This window comes from Rhizobium sp. GCM10022189 (assembly GCF_042656325.1).
GTDB lineage: Bacteria > Pseudomonadota > Alphaproteobacteria > Rhizobiales > Rhizobiaceae > Rhizobium.
This window is the reverse complement of the sequence record NZ_JBHSOR010000046.1, coordinates 56,456-79,734: the sequence shown is the minus strand read 5'-3', so window position 1 is coordinate 79,734 and position 23,279 is coordinate 56,456. Positions and strand designations below refer to the sequence as shown.

General features: G+C 57.2%; 22 protein-coding genes, 1 tRNA gene and 1 pseudogene. 7 read left to right on the top strand and 17 right to left on the bottom strand.

The genetic code is table 11. From position 1 onward, the window contains the following. Positions 1-6 precede the first annotated feature (6 nt). The 10 genes from ACFPWW_RS18585 to ACFPWW_RS18540 all read right to left on the bottom strand — a co-directional run bounded on the left by ACFPWW_RS18585 (position 7) and on the right by ACFPWW_RS18540 (position 10,763). Positions 7-1,626 carry a hypothetical protein gene (locus tag ACFPWW_RS18585; RefSeq protein WP_377312878.1) on the bottom strand — a complete coding sequence of 540 codons (1,620 nt, stop codon included), beginning with the start codon at positions 1,624-1,626 and terminating at the stop codon, positions 7-9. Next, positions 1,610-1,984: an EamA family transporter gene (locus ACFPWW_RS18580; RefSeq protein WP_377312877.1), complete on the bottom strand. Its 375-nt coding sequence runs from the start codon at positions 1,982-1,984 to the stop codon at positions 1,610-1,612. The genes ACFPWW_RS18585 and ACFPWW_RS18580 overlap by 17 nt, the downstream gene beginning before the upstream one ends. Next, entirely contained in the window at positions 1,968-2,909 is a 942-nt protein-coding gene (locus ACFPWW_RS18575; protein ID WP_377312876.1) for a hypothetical protein, read from the bottom strand. The genes ACFPWW_RS18580 and ACFPWW_RS18575 overlap by 17 nt, the downstream gene beginning before the upstream one ends. Continuing rightward, positions 2,906-3,568 carry an acetyltransferase gene (locus ACFPWW_RS18570; RefSeq protein WP_377312875.1) on the bottom strand — a complete coding sequence of 221 codons (663 nt, stop codon included), beginning with the start codon at positions 3,566-3,568 and terminating at the stop codon, positions 2,906-2,908. The genes ACFPWW_RS18575 and ACFPWW_RS18570 overlap by 4 nt, the downstream gene beginning before the upstream one ends. A 2-nt stretch (positions 3,569-3,570) precedes the next feature. Next, on the bottom strand, positions 3,571-4,200 hold the full coding sequence (locus ACFPWW_RS18565) for a class I SAM-dependent methyltransferase (RefSeq protein WP_377312874.1): 630 nt from the start codon (positions 4,198-4,200) through the stop codon (positions 3,571-3,573). A gap of 35 nt (positions 4,201-4,235) precedes the next feature. Continuing rightward, positions 4,236-4,937 carry a WbqC family protein gene (locus ACFPWW_RS18560; RefSeq protein WP_113414017.1) on the bottom strand — a complete coding sequence of 234 codons (702 nt, stop codon included), beginning with the start codon at positions 4,935-4,937 and terminating at the stop codon, positions 4,236-4,238. Continuing rightward, positions 4,934-5,992 carry a dTDP-glucose 4,6-dehydratase gene (gene rfbB, locus ACFPWW_RS18555; RefSeq protein WP_377312873.1) on the bottom strand — a complete coding sequence of 353 codons (1,059 nt, stop codon included), beginning with the start codon at positions 5,990-5,992 and terminating at the stop codon, positions 4,934-4,936. The genes ACFPWW_RS18560 and rfbB overlap by 4 nt, the downstream gene beginning before the upstream one ends. A gap of 147 nt (positions 5,993-6,139) precedes the next feature. Further along, positions 6,140-7,258 carry an acyltransferase family protein gene (locus tag ACFPWW_RS18550; RefSeq protein WP_113414019.1) on the bottom strand — a complete coding sequence of 373 codons (1,119 nt, stop codon included), beginning with the start codon at positions 7,256-7,258 and terminating at the stop codon, positions 6,140-6,142. A gap of 176 nt (positions 7,259-7,434) precedes the next feature. Next, positions 7,435-8,457: a hypothetical protein gene (locus tag ACFPWW_RS18545; protein WP_377312872.1), complete on the bottom strand. Its 1,023-nt coding sequence runs from the start codon at positions 8,455-8,457 to the stop codon at positions 7,435-7,437. Between the two features lie 128 nt (positions 8,458-8,585). Further along, positions 8,586-10,763 (bottom strand): acyltransferase family protein, encoded by a 2,178-nt coding sequence (locus ACFPWW_RS18540; RefSeq protein WP_377313038.1) that lies wholly within the window; start codon positions 10,761-10,763, stop codon positions 8,586-8,588. Between ACFPWW_RS18540 and ACFPWW_RS18535 the strand changes: the two are divergent. Further along, positions 10,753-11,115: pseudogene (locus ACFPWW_RS18535) on the top strand (tyrosine-type recombinase/integrase); the annotation flags it as partial. The gene ACFPWW_RS18540 and the pseudogene ACFPWW_RS18535 overlap by 11 nt on opposite strands. A 201-nt stretch (positions 11,116-11,316) precedes the next feature. Here the strand turns inward: ACFPWW_RS18535 and ACFPWW_RS18530 are convergent. Next, positions 11,317-11,392: transfer RNA gene (locus tag ACFPWW_RS18530), tRNA-Val, on the bottom strand. Positions 11,393-11,551: 159 nt separating this feature from the next. Here ACFPWW_RS18530 and ACFPWW_RS18525 point away from each other — a divergent pair. Beyond that, complete coding sequence (locus ACFPWW_RS18525; protein ID WP_377312871.1) at positions 11,552-12,169, top strand: class I SAM-dependent methyltransferase; 618 nt, start codon at positions 11,552-11,554, stop codon at positions 12,167-12,169. 11 nt (positions 12,170-12,180) lie between these two features. On the opposite strand, the gene ACFPWW_RS18520 is transcribed toward ACFPWW_RS18525, so the two are convergent. Both ACFPWW_RS18520 and ACFPWW_RS18515 read right to left on the bottom strand, forming a co-directional pair. Beyond that, positions 12,181-13,206, bottom strand: a complete 1,026-nt coding sequence (locus ACFPWW_RS18520) for an NAD-dependent epimerase/dehydratase family protein (RefSeq protein WP_112756894.1) — start codon at positions 13,204-13,206, stop codon at positions 12,181-12,183. A 309-nt stretch (positions 13,207-13,515) separates the two neighbouring features. Then, positions 13,516-13,773, bottom strand: coding sequence for a hypothetical protein (locus tag ACFPWW_RS18515; RefSeq protein WP_377312870.1), 258 nt, complete (start codon positions 13,771-13,773; stop codon positions 13,516-13,518). Between the two features lie 1,016 nt (positions 13,774-14,789). Here ACFPWW_RS18515 and ACFPWW_RS18510 point away from each other — a divergent pair. Continuing rightward, on the top strand, positions 14,790-15,683 hold the full coding sequence (locus tag ACFPWW_RS18510) for a DUF3313 domain-containing protein (RefSeq protein WP_377312869.1): 894 nt from the start codon (positions 14,790-14,792) through the stop codon (positions 15,681-15,683). Between the two features lie 240 nt (positions 15,684-15,923). Then, complete coding sequence (locus ACFPWW_RS18505; protein ID WP_377312868.1) at positions 15,924-16,493, top strand: hypothetical protein; 570 nt, start codon at positions 15,924-15,926, stop codon at positions 16,491-16,493. 18 nt (positions 16,494-16,511) lie between these two features. Here the strand turns inward: ACFPWW_RS18505 and ACFPWW_RS18500 are convergent, their stop codons facing one another. The 4 genes from ACFPWW_RS18500 to ACFPWW_RS18485 form a co-directional block, all read right to left on the bottom strand. Then, positions 16,512-17,273 carry an ABC transporter ATP-binding protein gene (locus tag ACFPWW_RS18500; protein WP_113500634.1) on the bottom strand — a complete coding sequence of 254 codons (762 nt, stop codon included), beginning with the start codon at positions 17,271-17,273 and terminating at the stop codon, positions 16,512-16,514. Beyond that, positions 17,270-18,259 carry a FecCD family ABC transporter permease gene (locus ACFPWW_RS18495; protein ID WP_377313037.1) on the bottom strand — a complete coding sequence of 330 codons (990 nt, stop codon included), beginning with the start codon at positions 18,257-18,259 and terminating at the stop codon, positions 17,270-17,272. The genes ACFPWW_RS18500 and ACFPWW_RS18495 overlap by 4 nt, the downstream gene beginning before the upstream one ends. A gap of 47 nt (positions 18,260-18,306) precedes the next feature. After that, positions 18,307-19,329 (bottom strand): ABC transporter substrate-binding protein, encoded by a 1,023-nt coding sequence (locus ACFPWW_RS18490; protein WP_377312867.1) that lies wholly within the window; start codon positions 19,327-19,329, stop codon positions 18,307-18,309. A 196-nt stretch (positions 19,330-19,525) separates the two neighbouring features. Next, positions 19,526-20,509 (bottom strand): zinc-dependent alcohol dehydrogenase family protein, encoded by a 984-nt coding sequence (locus ACFPWW_RS18485; RefSeq protein WP_377312866.1) that lies wholly within the window; start codon positions 20,507-20,509, stop codon positions 19,526-19,528. 188 nt (positions 20,510-20,697) lie between these two features. Here ACFPWW_RS18485 and ACFPWW_RS18480 point away from each other — a divergent pair, with 188 nt between their 5' ends. The 3 genes from ACFPWW_RS18480 (at position 20,698) to ACFPWW_RS18470 (ending at position 23,273) form a co-directional block, all read left to right on the top strand. Next, positions 20,698-21,045, top strand: coding sequence for an SPW repeat protein (locus tag ACFPWW_RS18480; protein WP_377312865.1), 348 nt, complete (start codon positions 20,698-20,700; stop codon positions 21,043-21,045). Beyond that, complete coding sequence (locus ACFPWW_RS18475) at positions 21,042-22,304, top strand: MgtC/SapB family protein (RefSeq protein WP_377312864.1); 1,263 nt, start codon at positions 21,042-21,044, stop codon at positions 22,302-22,304. Before ACFPWW_RS18480 ends, ACFPWW_RS18475 begins: the two co-directional genes overlap by 4 nt. 144 nt (positions 22,305-22,448) lie before the next feature. Then, positions 22,449-23,273, top strand: coding sequence for a universal stress protein (locus ACFPWW_RS18470; protein ID WP_377312863.1), 825 nt, complete (start codon positions 22,449-22,451; stop codon positions 23,271-23,273). The last annotated feature ends 6 nt before the right edge of the window (positions 23,274-23,279 follow it).

Below are 23,279 nucleotides of genomic sequence, written 5' to 3'. Positions count from 1 at the left end.
TCTTTCCTAGGGTGTCGGGATCACGCATTGGACCTTCCGAAGTGGAGAGTCGGCAATCTTACCAATATCTTGGACATCCAGGTTACCGACAAAGTGCTCTTTGCAGTAGCTGCCCAAGGTGCGTAGATCTTGCGAAGATGCCATCATGAACAATCCTTGGGAGGACCGTAATTGCTGTTCGAACGAACGCCCTCCCGCTACTTCTTCAGCCGCAACCGAAAAAGGTGCAGGCGTGAAGACACCAAATCCATAGATCTTCAGATCAAGACCGTTGGTCAAATCGCGTGTTGGCCCATAAACCTTTTGAAACGGAAATTGATCGCCCCAAACATAAAGGGGTGCGCCGTTCAATAGATTGAGATCAAACAGCGCGTCCTTTTGGATCAACGTGGAGCGAGATGCCACGGCGGATATGTGAGCGGCATTGGCGAGCAGACAATAAATAACAATACTGGAGACCAGATATTGCCGAAATGCTGATGGCCTCGATAATAAAGGGGCCACCGTGAGAAGAACAAGAAGCGGATAATAGACCCTCATGATTGCGGGCCTGCCGAGAAGCGCCAGCAGAATGATAGTGGCAATGCAAATTGCCCAGGATGCAATCATTCGCCAACTCAGCCGACATAGTACAAGCAGAAGCAAAGCCGCGGCAAGGGGATACAGAAGATAGGGATGCTTGAACGCATTGATTGCCAGCATCACGTTTTGCGCGGCGCCACCCGTAAACACGACAAGGCCTAGCTTCCTTAACATTTCGGTAAGTATGATGGGATTTGCCAGAGTGGGAACCGCGTACAGACCCCAGCCCGTGATGAGGGTGGCATCGTTGCTGGAAAATCCATAAGCCTTGTAGATATCGGGCCGATCGCGCAACATTAAGCCAGCGCCGAAGTCGGTATATGGTGCACGCGCGAAATTGACCTCGTTGAACGTCTGCCACTGGGGCGTTTGGTAGCTCATATAGTCCATGACCGATGAGACTAGGACGGCTAAACCGACGACAATAGCTGCAATCCACGTCGCCCGGTTTCCAAAGATTTCACCTTTAAGAATGAAGGGGAGAGCAACCAAAAGGACGAGGAATGCTTCCTGACTTCGGATAATGTAGGAGAGGTAAGCCAACAGGCAGCTGGCCGCTAGCAGGTATAGTCGTTTCCTTTGACAGAATAAGTGAAGAACACATATTGAGGCGACCATCGTTAAACCGGCAGTAAGCGTGAATTGCGGAACCGACCATGGCCGAAAGAGAAGCAGGCCAACGACCGAAACGCACAGAATGTGCATGCAGCCGGACTTTCGCAGGGTATAGTAAATGATCGTGCCGCTTATAGTAATTGAGGCGAAAGCACCAATTGAATAACCAACATAACCGAATATTGCTGTCAGCAGTCGAACTGCCTGACCCCAGATGTAATTTGAAAAGATAAGCTGCGATGACGGCTCGGCGGCCAGGCCTCGGCCATTCGCGATCATCGCCATCGCTGCGTCGTCGTTCGTTTCCCATGCCGGGGGCAAGAAAACACACGTCCCTATGCCGAGTATCAAATTGACGGCAAATGCGATGGGAAAATTGTAACGACTCCCGATCGTCTGGCGGTCTTGCTTCTTACCCTCGAGCAGCAAGTATCGTCCCCAATACGATTAGGCCCAGGCCCGCGCTTTTTTGTGCGGAGATAGGTTCGGCCAGAAGCCAGTAGCTCAATACTCCGACCACAACGAAGTTCAAGCTCATGAATGGGTAGGCATGGTTCAGAGGGAATTTGGTCATCGCTGCCATCCATGCGAGCGATGCCAAAAAGCCTGCCGCAAAACCTGTAAAAATTGCAGGATCAAAAAGAAGCAGAACAAGAAACTTCAGCTTACTGAGTGGGTCAGAGGGAAGAGCGCCAAACTGGCTTATCCTCCATTTCAACATCATTTGACCGTAAACTGTAAAACAAATCGTCGCTGCAATGTATCCATAGTCAAGCAACCGAAGCATTGTGGCCCTCGAGTACAGCAAGACCGAAGCCGCTTTTGCCAAATCCATTTCCGTTATAGAGCATGTAAACTGCACCTCTGTGTGTGAAGACGAAGGGATATTCGATCATTTCACTATCCCAACCGCTCTCAGACGGGTGAATGGAAAGCGAATCAAGTGCCAACATCCAGGTAGCGCCGTCATCAGTACTCTGCGCGTGGCCTATCCGATACGTCGAGCCGTCTCCTGCTCTGTATGAAAACCACATATGATCGATACCATCGTTCAATCGTATGACCGTTGGGCGAGAAAACGCTTGGGCGGTGCCGAGAATATAGGGGACAGCTAGGCCGGTCTTCCGCCAGCTTCCTCCGTCTGGAGATATGGCCCCCTTGATCACATGGACCATTTCACCGTTTCCGCCATCCCAAGTGTCTGTCGATCCATACCACATTTGGTATTCGGCATTGTGTTTGCGAACCCACGGATAGGACAAGCTAATACGGTCCTCGGAATCGCTCACAAGATAGGGATGTTCGTCTATAATCTCCAGATTGACCTCTGGGGTCACCCTGAGGCGTCCGATGTCTCCGCGCCAGTGATCACCTGGCTTATTTTGCCACCCCATGAAGAGAATGAAGCGATCGCCATCCGCTGAGTATTCATTGCCAATACTGATCCCAGCCTCGTAAAAGCTGCCTTCCGGGCCATGCACAACAAATGGCTCAATGTGATCGCAAATCACGACCCCTGTGGGAAGCTCGATGTCTACCGCGCCGACCGAGGATCGATTTTCACGATCCCTGCCGCTATAGAAGATTCGGAAAACATCGTTTTCCAAATGGACTGCGAGTGGATTGGCTTGGTGGGTAATTAGCTTGGGATGCCTCTCTCCACTTGCTACAAATAGCCTTCCACGTTTTCTCCAGACCCAGTTCGCCGTCATATATTTCTCAATCGATTGCTTGGAACGCGGGATCGTTCGGTCTCTGGAGTGCTGTAGACACTGTATTCTGCAGCATCGGAAAGAAGTACGGTCCCAGCCCCCAGCACGCAAAAGTTGCCGAGGGTGATATGATCTCGCAATGTCGAGTTTACGCCAATGAAGCAGCTTTCTCCTATGGTTACGCCGCCGGAAACAACAACATGAGATGAAATGAAGGTGTGGTCACTGATCGTCGAATGATGACCGATGTGATTTCCACTCCAGAGTGTCACATTATCGCCGATTTTTACGAAGGGCTGAATCGTATTGTCTTCCAGGATAAAGCAATTCCTTCCGAGGGCGGCGCCATTCAGGGTTGTGGCCTTGGAGCTAACGTAGCTACAGAGCTCATAGCCAGCGGCAATTGCAGCCTCAAATTTCTGCTTGCGGATCTGGTTGAGCTTTGCGTAACTGAGGGCCACGAACATTGAATATTCGGTCGGAGGATACCGGTTGGTCACCTCCTCAAAACTGACGACCGGGAGGCCACAAAAGCTATCCTCGTTCAGAAAGGCCTTGTCGACCGTGAAGGCAACGACCTCATATGCGCTATCAGTGCTGAAGTAATAGTGTGCAAGTTGTGCAATGTCGCCAGCACCAAATATCACAATTTTGTTCATCTTCATTTCCGTACGATCATCGTGAATTCGTAGAGTCCATAGTCGTGCAGGAGTGCCACATGTCGCGAGTAGCGGCTTTTACAAATATGGAACAGATGAAGGGGGTCCGCGTAAAATAAGTCTCTACGCATTTTATCTGCGTCGGAGTAAGACGTCAGGCAATTAAACGCAAACCCGCGTGTACTGACCTCGTTCATCACGTCGAGCGTCTCAAGTAGATATTCTTCCCACTCCTCCTGAGATCTCTCAAGTTTAACGTTGAAGATCCCTGAGGCGACACTGTAATCGACAAGGGTGTCGGGGCGGCTTGCAATCTCAAACCGAGCGTTTGGATTGTGAACGAAACGCTGCCGAGCAGCGTTGACCATTGCCGACGAAACGTCCAGCCCGATGTACCGGATCGAATGCCCAAGGTCCGAGATATAATCGAGGAGGGCGCCGTAGCCGCAACCGATATCGCACAGGGTGTATGGCTTCGCAGCCGCAACAAGCTTCAGCAACTGATCAAAGCGAAGAATTTGACTGTCCGTGTCTCTCCAGTCTACACCCGCAGCGGTCTGCCCATGTTGCGCAAGCCGATTTGAGTAGTAAACTGCAACCTCACCCAGAAGCTCGTTTGTTCCATCAGTCATTCTATCACCTTGGATCCAGCAAATTTGTAGAAGTCCTATCGTCCAATGTTTAGATGCTGCATATAAAGTTTGCTGTCGTGGCCGCAATTAAACAGCAAGTCCAAAATGGAGACGCTGTGCTCAAAATCACCCCAGAGTTGAGGGTAGATCGGGTATCCGCGATAATCAAACCATTCTACGGCAACACCAGCGTCCGCGAAAAGGGATTGGTCGAGATAATCCTGTGCTGCAGGGCCGGATACGTATGTGGTAGCGCCGGTCGCAAGACAAACGCCCAAAAGGCGCTCGCTTTTCCCTTCAAGAAGGTCAAATTCAGAAGCCTGCCGGATATAGGTTGTAATTCCTAGATAGCTGCAGACCGCTTTCAGCAGGTCTGCGTTCAAATCGGAAAGGAATGTTTGCTTTCCGTGCAGGAGAATGGGTTCGATTAGTGTGGCGACGTCATGATAATAGGGAGCCTTGCCATAGTTGTAGGCCAGGCTTTTCCAATGAGCTTCACGCCAACCGTCGCCATCGATCTCAGTCTCTTTGATGGTTTGAAGGTAGCGACCCTTGACCTTTACGGGTACGGTCAACCATTGCAGTCCCTGTGGCGTCTTGAATTTATTGCGATTGCGCCAGTCACGCCGCGTATATTGTACTTCGTCGTAGAGGATAAACTCGTCTACCGAAGCAATCATGTCAAAGTATCCCTTCCAAGGAAGGTAGTTTGACTGAACAATCGCAACTTTCTTCATACGCCGGCCCCCATACGCTGCAAGCGGTAGCTTCCATCGAGAATTGCTCGCCACCAATGCGCATTGTCTAGGTACCATTGAACGGTTTTGCGAAGGCCGGTCTCGAAATTCTCCCGAGGTTCCCAGCCTATCTCGCTCTTGATCTTGTTGATATCCATCGCATAGCGATAATCGTGTCCAGGCCGATCCACGACATGAACTATCTGGCTTTTGTAACTCTTGCCATCAGGCAATGGCCGAAGCTCATCCAATATTGAGCAAATTTCGCAGACAACGTCGATATTTCGACGTTCTGCCAAGCCGCCGATATTATATGTTTCCCCAGCCGTCCCCTTTTCCGCGACAAGGGCCAAGGCACGAGCATGATCTTCGACGAAGAGCCAATCCCTAATCTGGTGCCCGTTGCCATAAACTGGAAGATCGGCTCCACTGAGAGCGCTCACAATCATGTGCGGAATAAGCTTCTCTGGAAAATGATAGGGTCCGTAATTGTTGGAGCAATTGGTAATAAGGGTGGGAAGCCCGTATGTCCGATGCCAAGCGACAACCAAGTGATCACTTGCGGCCTTACTCGCCGAATAAGGTGAATTTGGACGATAGCGATGGATTTCAGTGAAGGCGGGGTCACCTTCGTGAAGTTCACCGAAAACTTCATCAGTACTCACATGATGAAATCGAAATGTCGTCTTTCTTGCAAGCGGAAGCTGATCATAATATGCCCGCGCCGATTTCAGCAGGCTATATGTGCCGACAATATTCGTCTGGACGAAGACGTCAGGTGCGTCGATTGATCGATCGACGTGGCTTTCCGCAGCCAAGTGCATGATAATATCAGGCCTAAAGTCGAAAATGAGCGTCCTAATGTGGCTGGTGTCGCAGATGTCTAGGCGGTGAAAGCTGTACTCCGCCAATCCATTAACCGAATCGAGTGACCTCTCATTCCCAGAATAGGTCAGGCAGTCAACGTTGCAGACCGTCCATTGCCTTTCTAAGACCATATGCCTAACGACAGCGGAGCCTATAAATCCCGCTCCGCCAGTCACCAAAACTCTCATACTATACCGACGATAACGTCTTCCCTAGCTTGTCTCTCTGTGGATGGAACGCATAGCAGTCGATCCTCTTTGTCGCAAGGCGGAGCCATTGCGATAACCAAGTCGTCGGGAATATTATTGTTCAGTCTACGTGGGCGAGATCGAAACTCAATTCTGCGATGGAGCTAGTTGGATCCTGACACGATTGTAGCTGTAGACCGCTTGCCGGCCGAAAAACCGTGATATCTGGATGGCGAGTCTATTTACGGGAATCATGGGCAACGCAACGAGAACTGAGATCACGCAGATCCCGACATCAATGGCGAATTTCGATTGCGCCGTCCCGCCGAAGTTGTGAACGAGCGGCTCTCCAATTAATACCAAAATGGGTCCATGAACGAGATAAAGAGGAAACGATATTATGCCAAGAAGTTTGGAGAATTGGCATGACAGGAAGCTATTCACTGGCTTAATCCCTATGCACCCAAGCGTCAACGCGACCGTGGCTAACATATTCCAAGCATCATAGGCAGGCGGCAAATAGGCGGGGGCGGATATGCCGATTGCAAGCATTCCTGCGAATAACCAAGGCGAGATATCTTTAGCATATCCCCTGTGAATGAGGCCTGCGATCATGGCGCCAAAAAGGAACAACGAGTAAAATTTAAAAACCTGGGTCACCGAAAACATAAGTATGAAAGAGACAGCAGAAATGATCGCGAGATAGTATGCCGATCGGCAGCTGAGCAAAAGAACAGCGAAAAGAAGGAAAGAGCCAATTAGCTCGACGCTCATCGTCCACATCGGGCCAGCGTAAGTTAGACCTGGATTGTAGTTAAAGAAGACATCGAAAAACGAAAAGCGCAGGACGTTTTCTATCGTGGATTGAAAACTCAAAGCGTTTGAAAACGGCGCTATTCTTTCTTTGGATAAGCTGTGTAGCCCAGCGATCATTGCAAGGTGCACAGCAACTGCAACCACGAAAATAGGGATCGCTAGCCGAAAGTAACGAGAGCCTGCGGCTGCAATCAGTTTCTCAACATTCCGTTCTCTGAAATAACCGTACGACAGCGAAATTCCCGACACCACAAAAAATACAAGCACGGCGTATAAACCGCTGAACGGCAGAAGCCGACGCAAATAAGCACCACTCTCAGCCGTTACTGGCAAGCCCTCGCAGAAGACATGAAAAAACAGGACGAATATAGCTCCCCATCCGCGCATTCCGTCCAATACATGTAAGCGTTCCTCCTGGCGGGCGAAGCTATCGACATGGGCCGAATTCATGCATTTACTTTCGTTCGTTTGCTTATCAATTCTTCGACCGCTATTGCTTGGTCGTGGTGCTGCTGTGGCGTATCCGACCAATAGCGATTCCTTCCAGTTAGTGGGAAAGATTGCGCCATCAAACTTGGGGGCGAAATACCTAGTGCCTGCCCGATACGATCCGATTCATGAAGCCTTCAATGCTCGTCTTTCGGCGAGGGGATGTTGAGCTCCCATACCTCGTTGGTGATTGGGTCAGCGTGACCGCCGGCAACGAAAATCTTGTCGTTGAAAACGTATGTCGATTGCTCGTGTCTCCCTCGCCAACTACCGGCCAAAGCTAGGCGTGTCCATTTGATGCCATCACCCGAGTACCAGATGTCGTCAAGATTCAACGTCTTCTTACTCCACCCTCCTACAATCCACATGAGGTCCCGATATACGACCCCGGAGAACCAAATCCTTCCATGCCATGGGGCGTCAGAAACTTTAGTCCAATTGACACCGTCAACCGAGCTCCACACATCATTCAAGGCAATGAAGTCTGGGGCATAAGACCCTCCGCCAATTACCCAAAGTTTACCCTTGTAAGCGAGCGCCGTGTGGAACGCTCTCGGTTGCCAAGCCGCGTGCTCTGTAACTTTCGTCCAGTTAATACCGTCGCTGGAACGCCAAACGTCGTTTCTGAGAATAGGCTTACCATTGACCACCTCCTCGCCGCCAAAAATCCATAGTTCACCATTCCATTCGATGATTGGAGTGGCTGTTCTAGGGCTCCATGCTGCAGCGTCTTGAACCTTCGTCCATTGGATCCCGTCATCGGAATTCCAAATTGCGTTACTGGTGGGATGCTCTGGGTCTGAAAGTCTATTGCCACCGAGTACCCACATCTTGTCCTTGAACACAATTGTCATCGGCAAGTCGGTGTAGTCGAAGGGAAGCTTAGGCTGAACGAGGCTCCACTTCACGCCATCGGTCGAGTTCCAAACATCTCGAAGTAGTTCGACGGGGCCAGTTTTCCATCCGCCCAAAATCCAGAGTTTACCTTTGTAAACAAACTCACCGGCAGAGTCCCGCGGCTGCCATTCGGCAAACCCTATTCGTTTTAGATTTGCTTCTGGGGAGACACGCAAAAGTCCTAGAGACCACAGGAGACAAAGACAGAGAAAACCCAGGATAAAAAGACGTAACAGTAGAGGGCGCTTGATGTTTAAATGCATGACTGAAGCCTCTATGGCTGACGAGGGGCTGATTGGCCCCGACTTGGCCCGCGAGAAAGGAGTTGTCAATTGGCGTCCAAACTTTGCGCGCCGGAACGCAAAGGAATAACGCACCCGGTCAACTATTCTTAGTATCCTAGGTTAGCAAGTAACCTGTCACCGACAAACTTCCCTGCGTCGGTGGTTAGGTGGCCGTAGTCCCATGAAAGCAGGTCAGATGGGTCGCCCGACCATGTTGTAGCGCAAGCGTCATTTCGGCAGAGTAAGTTGGTGAGGGACAGATACTCTAGGTGACGCGTCTTGGCGAGCGTGCTCAGTGCAGCCTCTGCCGACGCAACATCGCTGGATGGCATACCCTCGATTGCAATCGGTATTCCGCCTGATCGGCTCGAAAGCCACTTCTTGAACACTAAGTCCGGAAGCTTTTCCGAATAATTCGGGAACGGTCCGACAAGCGCCACTCTTATCCCTGCGTGTTCCAGTGCGTCAATCGTAGCATTTAGGCCGATCGCGAAAGAGTTGTCCGCGCTGAAAGTGTCGGAATAGTGTGACCAGTGAGCGTAGAGAACGACGATGTCTGGTTTACTGTCAAGGATGGATTTCAGTGCGCGAGATACGAAGAGACCGCATGTTGAGGCCGCGCCGACGATCGGAGGGCAGGCGTCTGCCGCATAGTCTCCCACTTGCGCTCTTCCTTGCGCCGCAATTGCAAGGCCGGGGTATAAACGGCCGGCGTGCGAGTCACCCCAAACAGCTATTCTCGGGAGACCTTGCACATGCTTTGGAGCGCAGTTACTCGTATAATCCTGGCTTTCGTCATAAAGCCAGCATGTGCCAATTCGGGCGTCTGACCGGAAATCGTAGCGAGAGTATACGAGTATATCTCTCATTTTCTCGGGATAGAAGAGGGATCGCATGTCGACCTGACTGTTGGCTGCGCCGAAGCATCCGATACCAATAAGAGCCACCAGGAATGCAGACGCAACTTTGGTCGCGGGGACACGATGCAAAGGTCTTTCAATTCCAAGGTAGGTGACGGCAGCAAGTGCAGTTGCAAGCGCCACAAAGAGGCACGTGACAAGGGCGCTTGGCTGGCCGTCGATCTTGCGGGCAAAAACCAGAATGGGCCAGTGCCAAAGATAGAGTGGATAGCTGATAAGACCGATCGCGACGAATGGCTTGGTTGAGGTCGATAAACGAGAAAGCGGGCTATTTTCGCCACAGCTTATCATGAGGGCGGCGCCGAAAACCACCATGCCATTGTGCAAAGGTTCGATAGTGGCCTCCTGAGCTAGTACGAGGGCGGCAACTACTAGCGTTAACCCTAAGCCAAGCGCAACTGTTCGAATGCGGGCAGAAAGGGCGATTGGCGGGCCGGCCGCAAGTATTGCCCCCGCCGCCAGTTCCCATGTGCGACTTAAGGGCGAATAAAACGCCGCGATCGGATCGTGCGTCGACAGGTAGATATTGTGAGCCAGAGACAGCGCGGTAATAGCTGCCAGAACAATGCGCAGCGGTATCTTGGTGAGAGCTGCCATCCACAGCACAACTGGCCACGCAAGATAGAATTGCTCCTCGACGCCCAGCGACCATAGGTGTAGCAGTGGCTTGCTCAAAGAGTTTGTGTCAAAATAGCCGGACTCTCCCCACAGCAGTAGGTTGGGTATGAATAAAGCCGATCCAAGAGTGTGCCACCCCAGTTGCTGAAACTCGGTCGGCATCAATAGTGCAAGGCCTGCAATTAGCGAAGCGATCAGCATGAGAATGAGTGCAGGATAAATCCGTCGAATGCGACGTTGGTAGAACGCCAACAACGCAAAACGCCTCTCTCCGATATCCCGTAAAATAATGCCGGTAATCAGATAGCCGGAAATAACGAAGAAGACATCGACGCCTAGGAACCCCCCCCGGTAAGAGTTTTGGAAAGGCGTGGAAGAAAACCACCGCGCTGACAGCAATTGCCCTAAGGCCATCGATGTCCGGTCTGTAATTGTCTTTTTTTGTAATCTTGGGTTGATCAAACATGGCGGCATTTGCGTAGCCTGAGATTGACGGTGTGTCGAGATTGTCGTTGCAAATCGCAATCTGAATTCCAACCGTTCTTCCACAAATAAAGTCGTCGATATGGAAATCGGCTTTACCACGCCTCGGGCAGCGATTCGGGCGAATTGAATGGCATGGTGCTCAAGCTGAAGGTGCTGGAGCTGAGTTCTGACGAATTCCTTTCGGGGATGATCGTGCGATGCAGACAAGACAAGCCGCACTGGGGCGCGTGCAAGATCCGCGAGCTCCTGGATGGAAATCATGATCAACGTTGGCGCCCGTCGTTCCGACGCCTGCAGCCTCGGCCCACGCAATGAAACGATAATTGAGGGCCAACGCTGGCTTCGTTTCACCGCATATAAGAACCGTGATCGCTTCACTGTGACGATCGAAGCGTTGATGACCAAGGAACTTGAGGCCGCACTAGCAGCCACGAAAACAGGGCATGATGCGTATCTGGTCACATCGTTCGGCAAGCCGTTCGTGATCGACCGGCTCGGGAACAAGATGCGCGAATGGTGCGATAAAGCGGGTTTGCCGAAATGCTCAGCGCACGGCCTCCGAAAGGCCGCGTCCGTTGCCTTCGCGGAAAGCGGTGCCTCAGCGCCTCAGCTGATGGCGGTGTTCGGCTGGACTAACATGAAAACGGCGCAAATCTACGTGGACAAAGCCAACAGACGGAAGCTGATCGCCGGCGCCTATCGAGGCTTAAAGCAGATCGAGGAGAAGCAAAGTGTCTCACTTTCGCAGCCTCAAAATTCAAATGAGACAAACGAGGAAAAAAAGCGATGCGTAATCAAAGGGGGAATTCGGGAATGGTGGGCGATGAGAGACTCGAACTCCCGACATCCTCGGTGTAAACGAGGCGCTCTACCAACTGAGCTAATCGCCCGCGATGCTCTGTGTCATCGTTCGGTGCAGCGTCTCTAGCGATATTGAGAAAGAACCGCAAGCCTCTTTTTGAATTTCTGAGCAATTTGCCTGTGCATGCCGCTCTTCCCCGCGAGGGGTATTGTCTGTAGAGGTGCGTCTGTCAGAATATGGAGCGAAAATGACGACGCGAGAGCAGCGAGCAGCCCTTCGGCAAAGCACCCCACGGGTCTTTTTGGACAACGTCCACACGGAACATGCCAGGTTGCTGCCTGATCGCGGCAGGCTGCTCGACAATCTGCCGAAGGGTGGGGTCGTTGCTGAACTCGGCGTGGCAGAAGGGGCTTTCAGCGAGGAGATTCTGGCACGCAACCAGCCCCGGCAGCTCTATCTCGTCGATCCGTGGAATATGGACCGCTATTCCGAAGGCCTCGGCATCATCAACGGCAAGTTCGCGTCCGAGATCGCCGACGGCCGTGTGGTGATTCGTCAGGGTACATCGCTCGACATGCTGTCCCGGTTCGACGATGCCACTTTCGATTGGCTCTATATCGATACCGATCATTCCTTCGCGCTGACCTGGGAGGAACTTCTGCTTGCGGACCGGAAGGTGAAGCAGGATGGCCGGATCGCCGGCCATGATTTCTGTACCGGAAACACGGTCAAACCCGTCGTCTACGGGGTTGTCGAGGCGGTCAACAAATTCTGTGTCGAATATGGCTGGCGCTTCGAGTTTTTGACGCTCGAACCGGATGCTCACTTTTCCTATTGCCTCAAGCGTATTGACGCATCGCAATAGCCGTCAGCGGGTCAGATGTCGACCACGCCGAGTTCCTGCCTGGCTTCCAGATACCAGTCGACGAAGGCCCTGGCGCCCTTTTCCAAAGGCGTGCTCGGCTGGTAGCCCGTCAGGGCCTGGAGAAGATCGGGGCTTGCGAAGGTGCGCGGCACGTCGCCCTTTTGCATCGGCAGCATGACACGTTTTGCCTTGTGTCCCATCGCATTCTCCACCTTCTCGATGAAGTCCATCAGGCTGACCGGCTGGCCGCCGCCGATATTGACGATGCGGAAGGGGGCCTGATGCGAGAGGGTTTCGATTTCAGCATCGGCGACGCGGTTGGCTTCCGAGGGAACGACGCCTGACAATCTGACCACGGCTTCCACGAGATCGTCGATATAGGTGAAATCGCGGCTCATGTTGCCCTTGCCGTATATCTCGATCGGCTTGTCCTCGATCATGTTCTTGACGAATTTGAAGAGCGCCATATCGGGCCGGCCCCACGGGCCGTAGACGGTGAAGAAGCGGAAGGCCGTGGTCGGGACCTTGTAGAGATGCGAGTAGCTGTGCGCCATCAGCTCCATCGACTTCTTGGTGGCGGCATAAAAGCTCAGCGGCTCGTCGGCGCGGTCGGTTTCGCGGAAAGGAACATGCGTGTTGGCGCCGTAGATCGAGGAGGTCGAGGCCAGCATGAGGTGGCGCAGTTCGATGCGGCTTGCCAGTTCCAGGATATTCCAGGATCCTTCGATATTCGAACGCAGATAGGCTTGCGGATGTTCGATGCTGTAACGCACACCGGCTTGCGCTGCCAGATGAATGAGAACGTCCGGCTTTGCAGCTGAAATGGCGGCTTCCAGCGCTGCCTTGTCCTCGAGCATAGCGATGACCGGGCGGAAGGCAGGATATTGCGTCAGCGCCGCATGACGCATCTCCTTCAGCCGGACATTGTAATAGGGTGTCAGTCCGTCGAAGCCTGTTACCTCATGCCCATCCTGCAGCAGCCGACGGGCCAGATGAAAGCCGATGAAGCCTGCCGTTCCCGTAATGAAGTAGCGCATTTCTACCTTTTTCTCGGGTCTCCTGCCGGTGGCAAAGTAACCGAATCCCTGTTTGATCGCTTCCCTTACCGGATAGATGCTCCCGAGATCAACAATCACCTGGATCTTCGGGGCTCTTAAGCGGCTGGAGGCCAGCGAAACTATGCCTCGGCATGGGCCGGCAGCAGTTCGAAAGCACTCGACTGATGCCGGCCACGTCGTCAGGCGGCCTTTCTCACAACAGGACAAGACCTGATCGGGGGAGGGGGCGCCGGCAGCCATATGCGCCCGCTTGCGTCGACATCGAAATCCTGGCTGTGGGCTGGGGCTTCATCGCTTGAGCAGCCAAACGGTTTTGCCGTTCTGCGAGGCTTCGATGCCGGCCTTCGTCCGGGTCAGCCGAAGGCATTTTTCCGGGTCTTCCGGCCGCGGCCTTATCCAAATTCCGTTCGGAACGGCCCTCCATGTCGGGTTGATGCTGACCAGGCTGTCGCTGATCGTGCCGCCGCCATCCGGACGAAATACGAGGATGTTGGAAGCCCTTCGTTTGACGACGACCATCTCCCAAGGCTTGCCGTCGGCAATCACGCTGGAAAGAGGTTCTTCGGCGTGCGCCGGTGCGCCGGCCAGAACCGCAAGGGCGAGCAACGGGATGAAAAATCGGCCGACTGGCAAGCGAACTGCAGGCATTTCGTGTTCCTTTGTTTGAATAGGATTCCGGTGGAAGGTCGCGATCGAGGAGCAGAATCGAGCGGCGGAGCATGGTCCTTGCGCCGGCGGGGATCGCAGGGCCGCCGCCCGGCGGGGTCACGCGGCGCGTCTGCGGCAGCGGGCGCCGGCGCAGAGGCCGCGTACCGGGATATTGGCCTGCCGGTTCGCGTCATCACAGCGCAAGTCGCTCCGAAAGCAAAATGAGCATCACGATCGGACCGCCGAAAAGCGCTCCGAACAGGATCGTTGCGAACAACAGGTTTGCGAGCAGGTGGAGCATGGTCTTGTGCGTCACGGCTGCACGCTGACCCGTGCTGCAGGTTCGAACCGCACGAAATCCGCTTTCATCCCGCCTGTCCCGAGACTGATCGCCCTTCCCACTCTCCCGAAGATCGGGATGACAGGCCATTGCCGGATGTTGCCCGTTCCCCATGCCGCAGCGAGATATGCGACGGCAATGGAGCTGGATGCGATAGCTGCCAGCCTTGCGGCCGGTCCTGCTGTCCGTTCTGAAGCCATGGCCTGTTCCAAAGTTGAGGACGGGGAAGGTCAGGTCCGTCCTTTGCGCGTTGAACGGATTTCCATTTGGGCTCCAATAATTGCGGAAACATGACCGGCTCCGCCTTTCGACATGTCGTCTTGCCGCAATGCGAAAGAAACAGATGGATTTGCCTGACGGCGAAGGCCCGTGTCTGTTCCGCCAAGCTGAGGCTTGCCGGAACAGACACGCCGGTCATCGTGCCGACGGTGTGAAACCGGCAAATGGAGCGGGGCAAGGGAATAGGGGCATCGATCCGGCTTCAAGATGCCGGACGCGGCGGGCCATGTAATTCTGCGGCAATGGTTCGCTCCGAGTGTCCGGTCATCGTCATGACCGGAGGCCAACGACAGACATGCCCAGCAATTTCCATTCGCGCCGTCGATTTTTCAACCAGCCGCCTTTCAGGCGTCCATCCAGGGCATTGCTCCTGGGATTCATTGTTTTGCTGGCAGCGGCGACCGTTTCCGGATGCGCTGCCGTACCGCTCAAGGAGGCCGGAACGCTTGCTTCCTACCAGAAACTCGGTCCGCAGAAGGGGACGTTTGCCAAGAAACGGCTCTATGTCGACGGGCCACAGCTGGCGCGGGTAAAGACGGTTGCCATCGTCCCGACGGTCTTTTCCTTCGGCGCTGCGTCCAAAATCAGGTCCGAAGCCGACCGGTCGATGGTTTCCAACGCTCTCGATCGGGCTCTTTGCGTGGCGCTGAGCGACAAATATCAGATGGTTCCGGCCGGCCAGCCGGCCGATCTGACGATCCGGTCGGTTATCGCCGACATCGTTCCGACCAACAAGGCAGTTGCCGGCGTCGCCACTGTCGTCAGCGTCGGCTCCGGCTTTGCCCTGCCTGTCGGCGTGCCGCGCCTCCCCTTCGGCCTCGGCGGCCTGGCGATCGAAGCCGAAGCGCTCGACGCCGCGGGAACGCAAAATGCCGCGATGTTGTGGTCGCGTGGCGCAAATTCCATTCAGGACAAACCCCGCGTTTCCGAAGTGGGCGACGCCTATGGACTGGCTGCGAAATTCGCCGACGACTTCTCGCGAGTGCTGATTGCCGGAAAGGAGCCGAAGGGATTGAACCTTTCGCTCCCGTCGAGACAACGCACACGCTCCTGGCTCGGCGGAAAACCGAAATATGCGGCCTGCGAAGCGTTCGGGCGCGCGCCCGGGCTGCTTGGCGCGCTCGCTTCGAGGTACGGCGCTCCGCCTCAGTGGACGGAAAAGAAGTCAAAGCCGGCAATGACGCATTGACGGAAGGGTCGGCGCTGTCCAGCGCGTCTGCGAAGGTTTGGGACAGGTGCCAGGAAGATCGGCCGGCTTGCCGGTCGAGGACGGGCAGGGACAGGGCCAGAACCCCGGGCACTGCTCTGCCCGTCCTTTGTCTTAAGGTCACGTCGCAGGCGCGGGCAACGACCCGATGCAACGTTCTTTCCTTTGCATCGGGACATTGTATTCTGATATCGCCAGACGCATTTCGACGTGAGGAAGACCATGCGGGTCGATAATCGTGACGTTCGTTCGAAGACGGGATCCGGCTTGCCCGGCGACAGGAAGCGTCAGGGCGCGGGATGGCGGAACGGCTGGCGCCACCCGGGATGCGTGGCCTTCAGCGCGATCGTCATTGCCGCACCGCTTTTGAGTACGCCGGCATTCGCGGCCAATGTTCTCGAACGGGCGATCGCGGCCGCGCAGCCCTGCAAGCCACTGAAGGTCAGGCAGCCGGTTTTCGGCGTGAAAGTCGAACTGGGCATCGACCGGCTCGACTTCGTTAAAATCGACACGATCGAAATCAGAGTTGACGGGGATCAGGCCGAGGCAAACGCGCTCGGCACGCTCGCGTGCAAGACGTCGCAGGATTCGCCTCTGGAGGGCGGATTCTCGGCAAAGGCCCGAATTCACCTGCAGGCAAATCTCGCCACCTGCGCGACGGAGGCAAGTTCGATCGATATTGTCGAGGCAGCGGGAGAGTTCGGCGACGTTGTCACGACGTTCGAACCGGAGATAGCGGCTGCTCTTCGCAAAGGCGTGGAGAATGCGCTGAAGAAGCTCTGCGCCAACTGAAATCGCAGGGCAGCATCGTCAACGGCGATAGTGGATGTGCGGCCCGGCATGATAGGGTGAGGTCTCGACGTGGGCGTCCACCGAGAAAACGTCCCTGAGCATCTCTTTGGTCAATACGTCGGCCGGCGTGCCGGACGCGACAATCTTCCCGCCTTGCATGACGATCAGCGCGTCGCAGAACATGGCCGCGTGGTTGAGGTCGTGCAGCGCGATGATGCTGGTGACGGGCAGGCTGGACACGAGCCGCATCAGGCCGATCTGGTGCTGGATATCGAGGTGGTTGGTCGGTTCGTCGAGGATCAGTTCTTTCGGCGACTGCGCCAGAGCCCTCGCAATGTGGGCGCGCTGCTTTTCCCCGCCGGACAGGCTCTGCCAGCGATCGTGCCTCTTGCTGCTCATTCCGGCCCGCTCCAGCGCTTCCTCGACAGCCTGATCGTCGGCAAGCGTCCAGCCGGAAAACATCGAACGGTGCGGAAAGCGTCCGAGTTTGACGACATCCACGACCCTGAGATTGGCGTTGGTCGTTGCATGCTGTTCGACGAAGGCGACGCGCTGCGCGATCGTGCGGCGCCCGATGGCCCCTATGTCCTTGCGATCGAGCAAGATGCGCCCGGAATGGGGGCGCTTCAGGCCGGCGAGAAGCCGCAGCAGCGATGTCTTGCCGGAGCCGTTCGGGCCAAGAAGGCCAAGCATCCTTCCCGGCGGCGCTTCGAAGGAGACGCCGTCAAGAATGGTCTTCCTGCCAATTTTCCAGACGAGGTTTTCTGCCTTGATACTCATGACGCGCGCTGGAACCGGTAGAGAATGACGGAGAAGAAGGGCACGCCGACCAGCGCCGTGACGACCCCGATCGGCAGGACCTGCTGCGGGATGAGGGCACGTGAGGCAATGTCGGCAAGCACCATGAAGATCGCGCCGGCGACGACGCACGCCGGGAGAAGCCGGACATGGAGCGGCCCGACGACGAAACGCGCCGCATGCGGTACGACAAGGCCAACGAAGCCGATCGAGCCCACCATGCTGACGATCGTGGCCGTCATCATCGCTGTCAGCGCAAACAGGACGATGCGGGTGCGGCCGACGTTGACCCCGAGGGATGCGGCCGCTTCGTCGCCAAAGGCAAAAGCATCCAGAACCCTTGCATGGAGCAGGCAGACGGCGAGCCCGAAACCGATAACGACCGAAACCAGCGCAAACGCCGGCCAGCGCACGCCGCCGAAACTGCCGAGCAGCCAGAACATGACGTCGCGGGCCTGCTGCGCATTGGCTGATGTCGTGACGATGTAGGATGTGGCGGCGTTGAAGAGCTGCGAAGCGGCAACGCCGGCGAGAATCGTCCGGTCGGCGCCGCCACGCGTGCCGTTGGACAGTAGCGCTACGAAAAGGAAGGCCGCAAATGCGCCGGCAAACGCCCCGGCCGACAACGAAACCGCGCCCGCACCGAGGCCGAGAATGACGATGGCGACCGCGCCGGTGGATGCGCCGGCGGAGATGCCGAGCACATAGGGTTCGGCCAGCGGGTTGCGCAGCAGCGATTGCATGATCGCACCCGACAGAGCCAGTCCCGCGCCGCAGAAGGCGGCCACGAGCGCGCGGCTGAGACGATAGTCCCAGATCACCGTCTCGTGGATGCGGTTGAGCTCCACGGCCGTCCATCCCAGCCTGTTCGTGATGGCGGCAAACGTCGTTGCAAGCGGGATCGGCAGGTCGCCGATCCCGACGCTGATGCCGACGACCAGGCCGACCGCCGCAAGGGCGGCCAACAGGAGAAGGGCGAAAAGGACGGCCTGCCGGAGCGGACGGTTCGAGGCGGTCACTTGATCAGGCCGAGTGCTTTCAGCTGCGCGGCCACCTGCTCCGCGCCGTAGATCGTGCGGATCGTCGGGTTCATGGCCTGGCCGTCCATGACGACGATCGCCTTGTTTTTCACCGCCGGCATCTGGCTGACGGCCGGGTCGCTGTTCAGGAAGCTGATCTTGGCCTCCGGCTTGTCGAGTTCCCAGCGGTTGCGGTCGAGATTGGCGACGACGATGACGTCAGGATTGGCGGCAATGATGCTTTCCCATCCGAGCGTCGGCCATTCCGCCTCGGCGGTGATGGCATTCCTGCCGCCGAGCAGATCCGCGATGAAGCCGGATGCCGCGTTCTTGCCGCCCAGATAGGCGTCCGCGGAGGGCGACTGGCTGGAAAACCAGAAGACGTAGGAAAGCTGTTTGCCGTCCCTGGAGGCGTTGGCGCGCAATGTCGCTTCACGCTTCTTGAAGTCGGCGATCAGCGCCTGACCGCGATCGGCGACGTCAAAAATCTGCGAGAGTTCGTCGATCTCCTTGTACAGGAGATCCATGTTCCACAGCTGGTCGCGGCTGCCGTACTGATCCTTGACCTTTTCGGTGCTGAGGCAGGTGCTGGGAGAAACGTAGCTTGGCACGCCGACCTTGTCGAAGTCCTCACGCTTGGCAACTTTGCTCGTCGGTCCGACCAGGCTCGGCAGGGCGGCGGCCACGAAATCCGGATTCTGCGCCAGAATCGATTCGAAGGTCGGAAATTCAACGGACAGAAGCTTGACCTTCGCATTGGCTTCGGCGAGCTGCGGCAAAACCTTGCTCGGCCAGAATGCGGTACCGGCCATTCTGTCTTCCAGGCCGAGAAGCAGCATGATCTCGGCGCTGTTCTGGCCGAGCCCGATGGCGCGCTCCGGAGCCTTGGCAACAGTGACCTTCGCGCCGCAATTGTCGAGCGTCAGCGGATATCTGGTCGGCTCGGACAATGCCGGCGTGGCGATCAGGCCGAGTGCGGCGGCAAGCGCGGGAGTCGTGAGAGACTTGAAAACCTTCATGAAGTGTCCTGTTCTTCGAGTCCCCGACATGGGGATTCTAAGGGCGCGCGCGGTATAACCCGCTTGCCTGCAGAAAAACAAGAGTGATTAAGTCATCTTTATTGACGGCGAAGATCTGCTGGCACTCTCCGGCGGCCGAGCGGCTTGAGAACATCACCGTCCGGCCAGTCAGTGGCGTGGTCCGACGCAGGACCCTTCAAGGGACCAGGACCGCCGCTCCGCTCAGGCGGCCGGCACGCAAATCGTCAAGCGCAGCGTTGGCGTCTTCGAGCCGATAGGTCTTCGTGTGGGTGCGCACGCCTGCCTGGCGGGCGACGGGGAAGAATTCCTCGGCGTCTTTCCGCGTCAGGTTGGCGACTGAAACCACACTTCGCTCGCCCCAGATCAAGGCATAGGGCATTGCGGGCAGATCGCTCATGTGAATACCGCCGCAGACGATGCGGCCTCCCTTCCGCACCGCCCTCAACGCCGCCGGCACGAGTTCGCCGACGGGCGCGAAGATGATGGCTGCGTCAAGCGCAACGGGCGGGCGCTCGTCGGAGCCTCCTGCCCAGGCGGCGCCGAGACCGCGCGCGAAGCCTTGCGCCGCTTCGTCGCCGGGGCGCGAGAACGCATAGACGTCGCGGCCCTGCCACCGGCAGATCTGCGCGATGATATGCGCGGCCGCGCCAAACCCGTAAAGCCCTATGCGCTTGCCGTCGCCGGCTTTCTTCAGCGAACGCCAGCCGATCAGGCCGGCACAGAGGAGCGGGGCAAGCGCGATCGGATCGGCCTTGCCGTCGAGCGCAAAGGCATAATCGGCATCCGCAACGACATGGGTGGCAAAACCTCCGTCGCGGGTGTAGCCGGTAAATTGCGGCGCATCGCAAAGGTTTTCCTCGCCGCTGCTGCAGAACGGGCAATGGCCGCATGTATGGCCGAGCCAGGGCACACCGACCCTTTGTCCCAGGCGCGACGGCGCTATTCCTTCTCCCACTGCTTCGACGATGCCGACGATCTCATGGCCGGGAATGAGCGGCAGCTTCGGCTTCGGGAGATCGCCGTCGCAGACGTGAAGATCCGTCCTGCACACCGCGCAGGCTTCGACCTTCAGCATCAATTGGCCCTTTCCCGGCAGGGGATCCGGCCGCTCGACCGGACGCAGGGGCGTCCCTATGGCCTCCAGGATCATCGCCTTCATGAACTGTTCCTCATCCTCATGATGCCATGATCCCCCAACCGCGGCAAACCGGCATTGACGATCGTCAAAGACGGTTCGCGCCTCCGCTCCTTCACTCCCACGGAAAATTTCCCAGGCGGCATGTTGATCCAGCGCAATGATCGCAGGCGCGTGCCGTGATCGGCTCTGCGGGAGGAGGAGAACGAGAAATGGACGACCCTCGCCGGCAGGACCATGCCGTCCCTCCCTCCGGGATATGGCTCAGGGCCACGGCCTGGAGACCTGTGCGTTCCCGTTCGGGCCGTGGTCTTGGCGTTGCCATGCCGCGTGCGGCGGGGACTGCATCCTACCACCTGCGGGAGGAATGGGTTAACCTGCGGATCGGTATCCGGCTTATCCCTTCGCCATGGGCACGCCATGACGCTGCAAAGCCGTCCTTTGTCTGGAATGCGTTGATTTGCGGCATCCTTCCCGCCGTCCTCGGATCGCTGCTTCGCGACGCGAACCGTCCAGGCGCCGCTGAGGAAAAGACCGGCAGCGACTGGATCGGCCGATGATGACATTGCTGATGACAACGGAAGCATTCCAGCGCCTCAGCCTGGCGCTTGCGATCGGTATCCTGGTCGGCATCGAGCGCGGCTGGCAGGAGCGCGAGGCGGCAGCCGGCGAAAGGGTGGCCGGCATTCGCACCTATGGCCTCTCGAGTTTCCTCGGCGGCCTGTGCGGTTTCATTCAGCCGGTGACAGGCCCCATCCTTCCGACGGCTGTGTTCGTGTTCTTTTGCATCACCATCCTCGTTTTCAGCTCCATGCAGGTGGCGCGCGACAAGGATTTCAGCGCGACCGCAGCCATTGCGGCGATAACCGTCTTCGTGCTCGGTTTCAGCGCCGTCGTTGCCGACATGACGACGACGGCAGCGGCTGCCGTTGCCATAACAGTGCTTCTGGCGGCGCGCGAACCCTTGCACGGCTTTCTTCGGCGGCTGACCTGGCTCGAGCTCCGGGCCGCCCTGATCCTGCTGACGATGACGGTCGTCATCCTGCCCATCCTGCCCGACACGCCGATCGATCCCTGGCAGGCGATCAATCCCTTCGAACTCTGGATGCTGACAATCCTTGTGGGCGCCGTCTCCTTTGCCGGCTATATCCTGATCAGGATCGGCGGCGCACGCGCCGGCATCCTGCTGACCGGCGCAAGCGGCGGCATCGTTTCCTCGACGGCCCTGACGCTTTCCTTTGCCCGTCAGTCGGTCCAGGTGCCCGCTCTCTCCTCCCTGCTGTCGGCCGGGGCAATGCTGGCGGGAGCCGTATCCCTGACCCGGGCGCTGCTGATCTGCGGCGTCGTGGCGCCGGCGGTTCTGCGGGAGCTTGCGCCATTGCTTGCCCCGGCGGCCGCGGTCTTCGTGATCGGCGGCGGGCTTGCCGGAACGCTGCGGCGCCCGGATAACAGTCCCGATTTCTCGCCGCGGAACCCGCTCGAGGTCATGGTCGCGCTGCGCTTTGCTCTTGTTCTTGCCGTGGTGACGATCCTGACGCGGGCGACCCTGGTCGTTTTCGGAACACAGTCGCTGCCTGTCCTTGCCTTCGTGACGGGACTGGGCGATCTCGACGCGATCACGCTCTCCGTCGCGAAGCTCACCTCGATCCAGCTCCCTGCGGAGGTGGCCGCCCGCGCCATAGCGGTCGCCGCTTTCGCCAATCTCCTTGCGAAAGGGGTTCTGGCGGCAGTCACGGGAAGCCTCGCCTACGCGCTTCGTCTGGCGGCAGCGACCGCTGGCGCGGCTCTGGCCGCATTTGCCGGCTTTCTGCTGACGTGAGCTTTGGCATCAGCACTCTCGCAGGGGAAGCTGTCCGTCTCGGGCGCGTTGCCTGTCAGAATTGAGGTATGTCAATGCGAGACTGTCGACGGATGCGAAAGTGATGAGGATCAGGCCTCACCATTTTCCGTTCGGAGCCTCCCGATGAAACAGCACCTCTTTCTTCCGCTCCTCACCTATCCGGACATGACGTCCGAGTTCATCATCGCCAATGCGGTCGCACTTGCCCGCCACATGCAGGCAACGCTCACCGTTTGCCCAGTGGTGATCACGATCCCCGATGTTTCCAATGCGCTGTCGTCATTGATCATCGATGCGGCGAAGATGGCGCGGGACGCCGAGGCGCTGAGCCGCAGCCGGGCCTCCGCGCTCACCCAGAGGGCGCTCGAACAGGGCAAGGACGCCTGCGTCGAGGTCTGCGTGCGCGAGATCAAGGCCGGTGAACCTTTCGTCGCCGAAGCGCTCGCCGAGGCCTCGCGCGCATATGATTTCGTGCTTCTGGAATCGGGGGGCATCTCCCGCCCGATCGTCGAGGCAGTGCTCTTTCTCTCCGGCCGGCCGCTCATCCTCTATCCCGCCGCGCCGTTCGGCGGGCGGCTGGATCACGTCGCCATCGCCTGGGACGGGAGCAGGGCTGCCGCGCGCGCCGCCCATGACGCTTCGCCCTTCCTGGAGAGGGCGGCCAGGGTCTGCCTACTGTCTGTCACCGACGAGAAGCCGTTCAAATCCGATACGGGCGACCAACTTGCCGAAAACCTGCGCAAGAGCGGGGTAGCGGCGGAGACGGTGCGGGCGCAGGCAGGCAGCGGGCCGATTGGCGAAGTCCTGCAGGCCAGGGCGTTCGAGCGGCGTGCCGATCTGCTCGTCATGGGCGGGTTCGGCCATTCGCGCCTGCGCGAATTCGTGCTCGGCGGCGCCACCGAGGGCGTGCTGGCCAATATCACGCTGCCTGTCCTGCTGTCGCATTGAGGATTG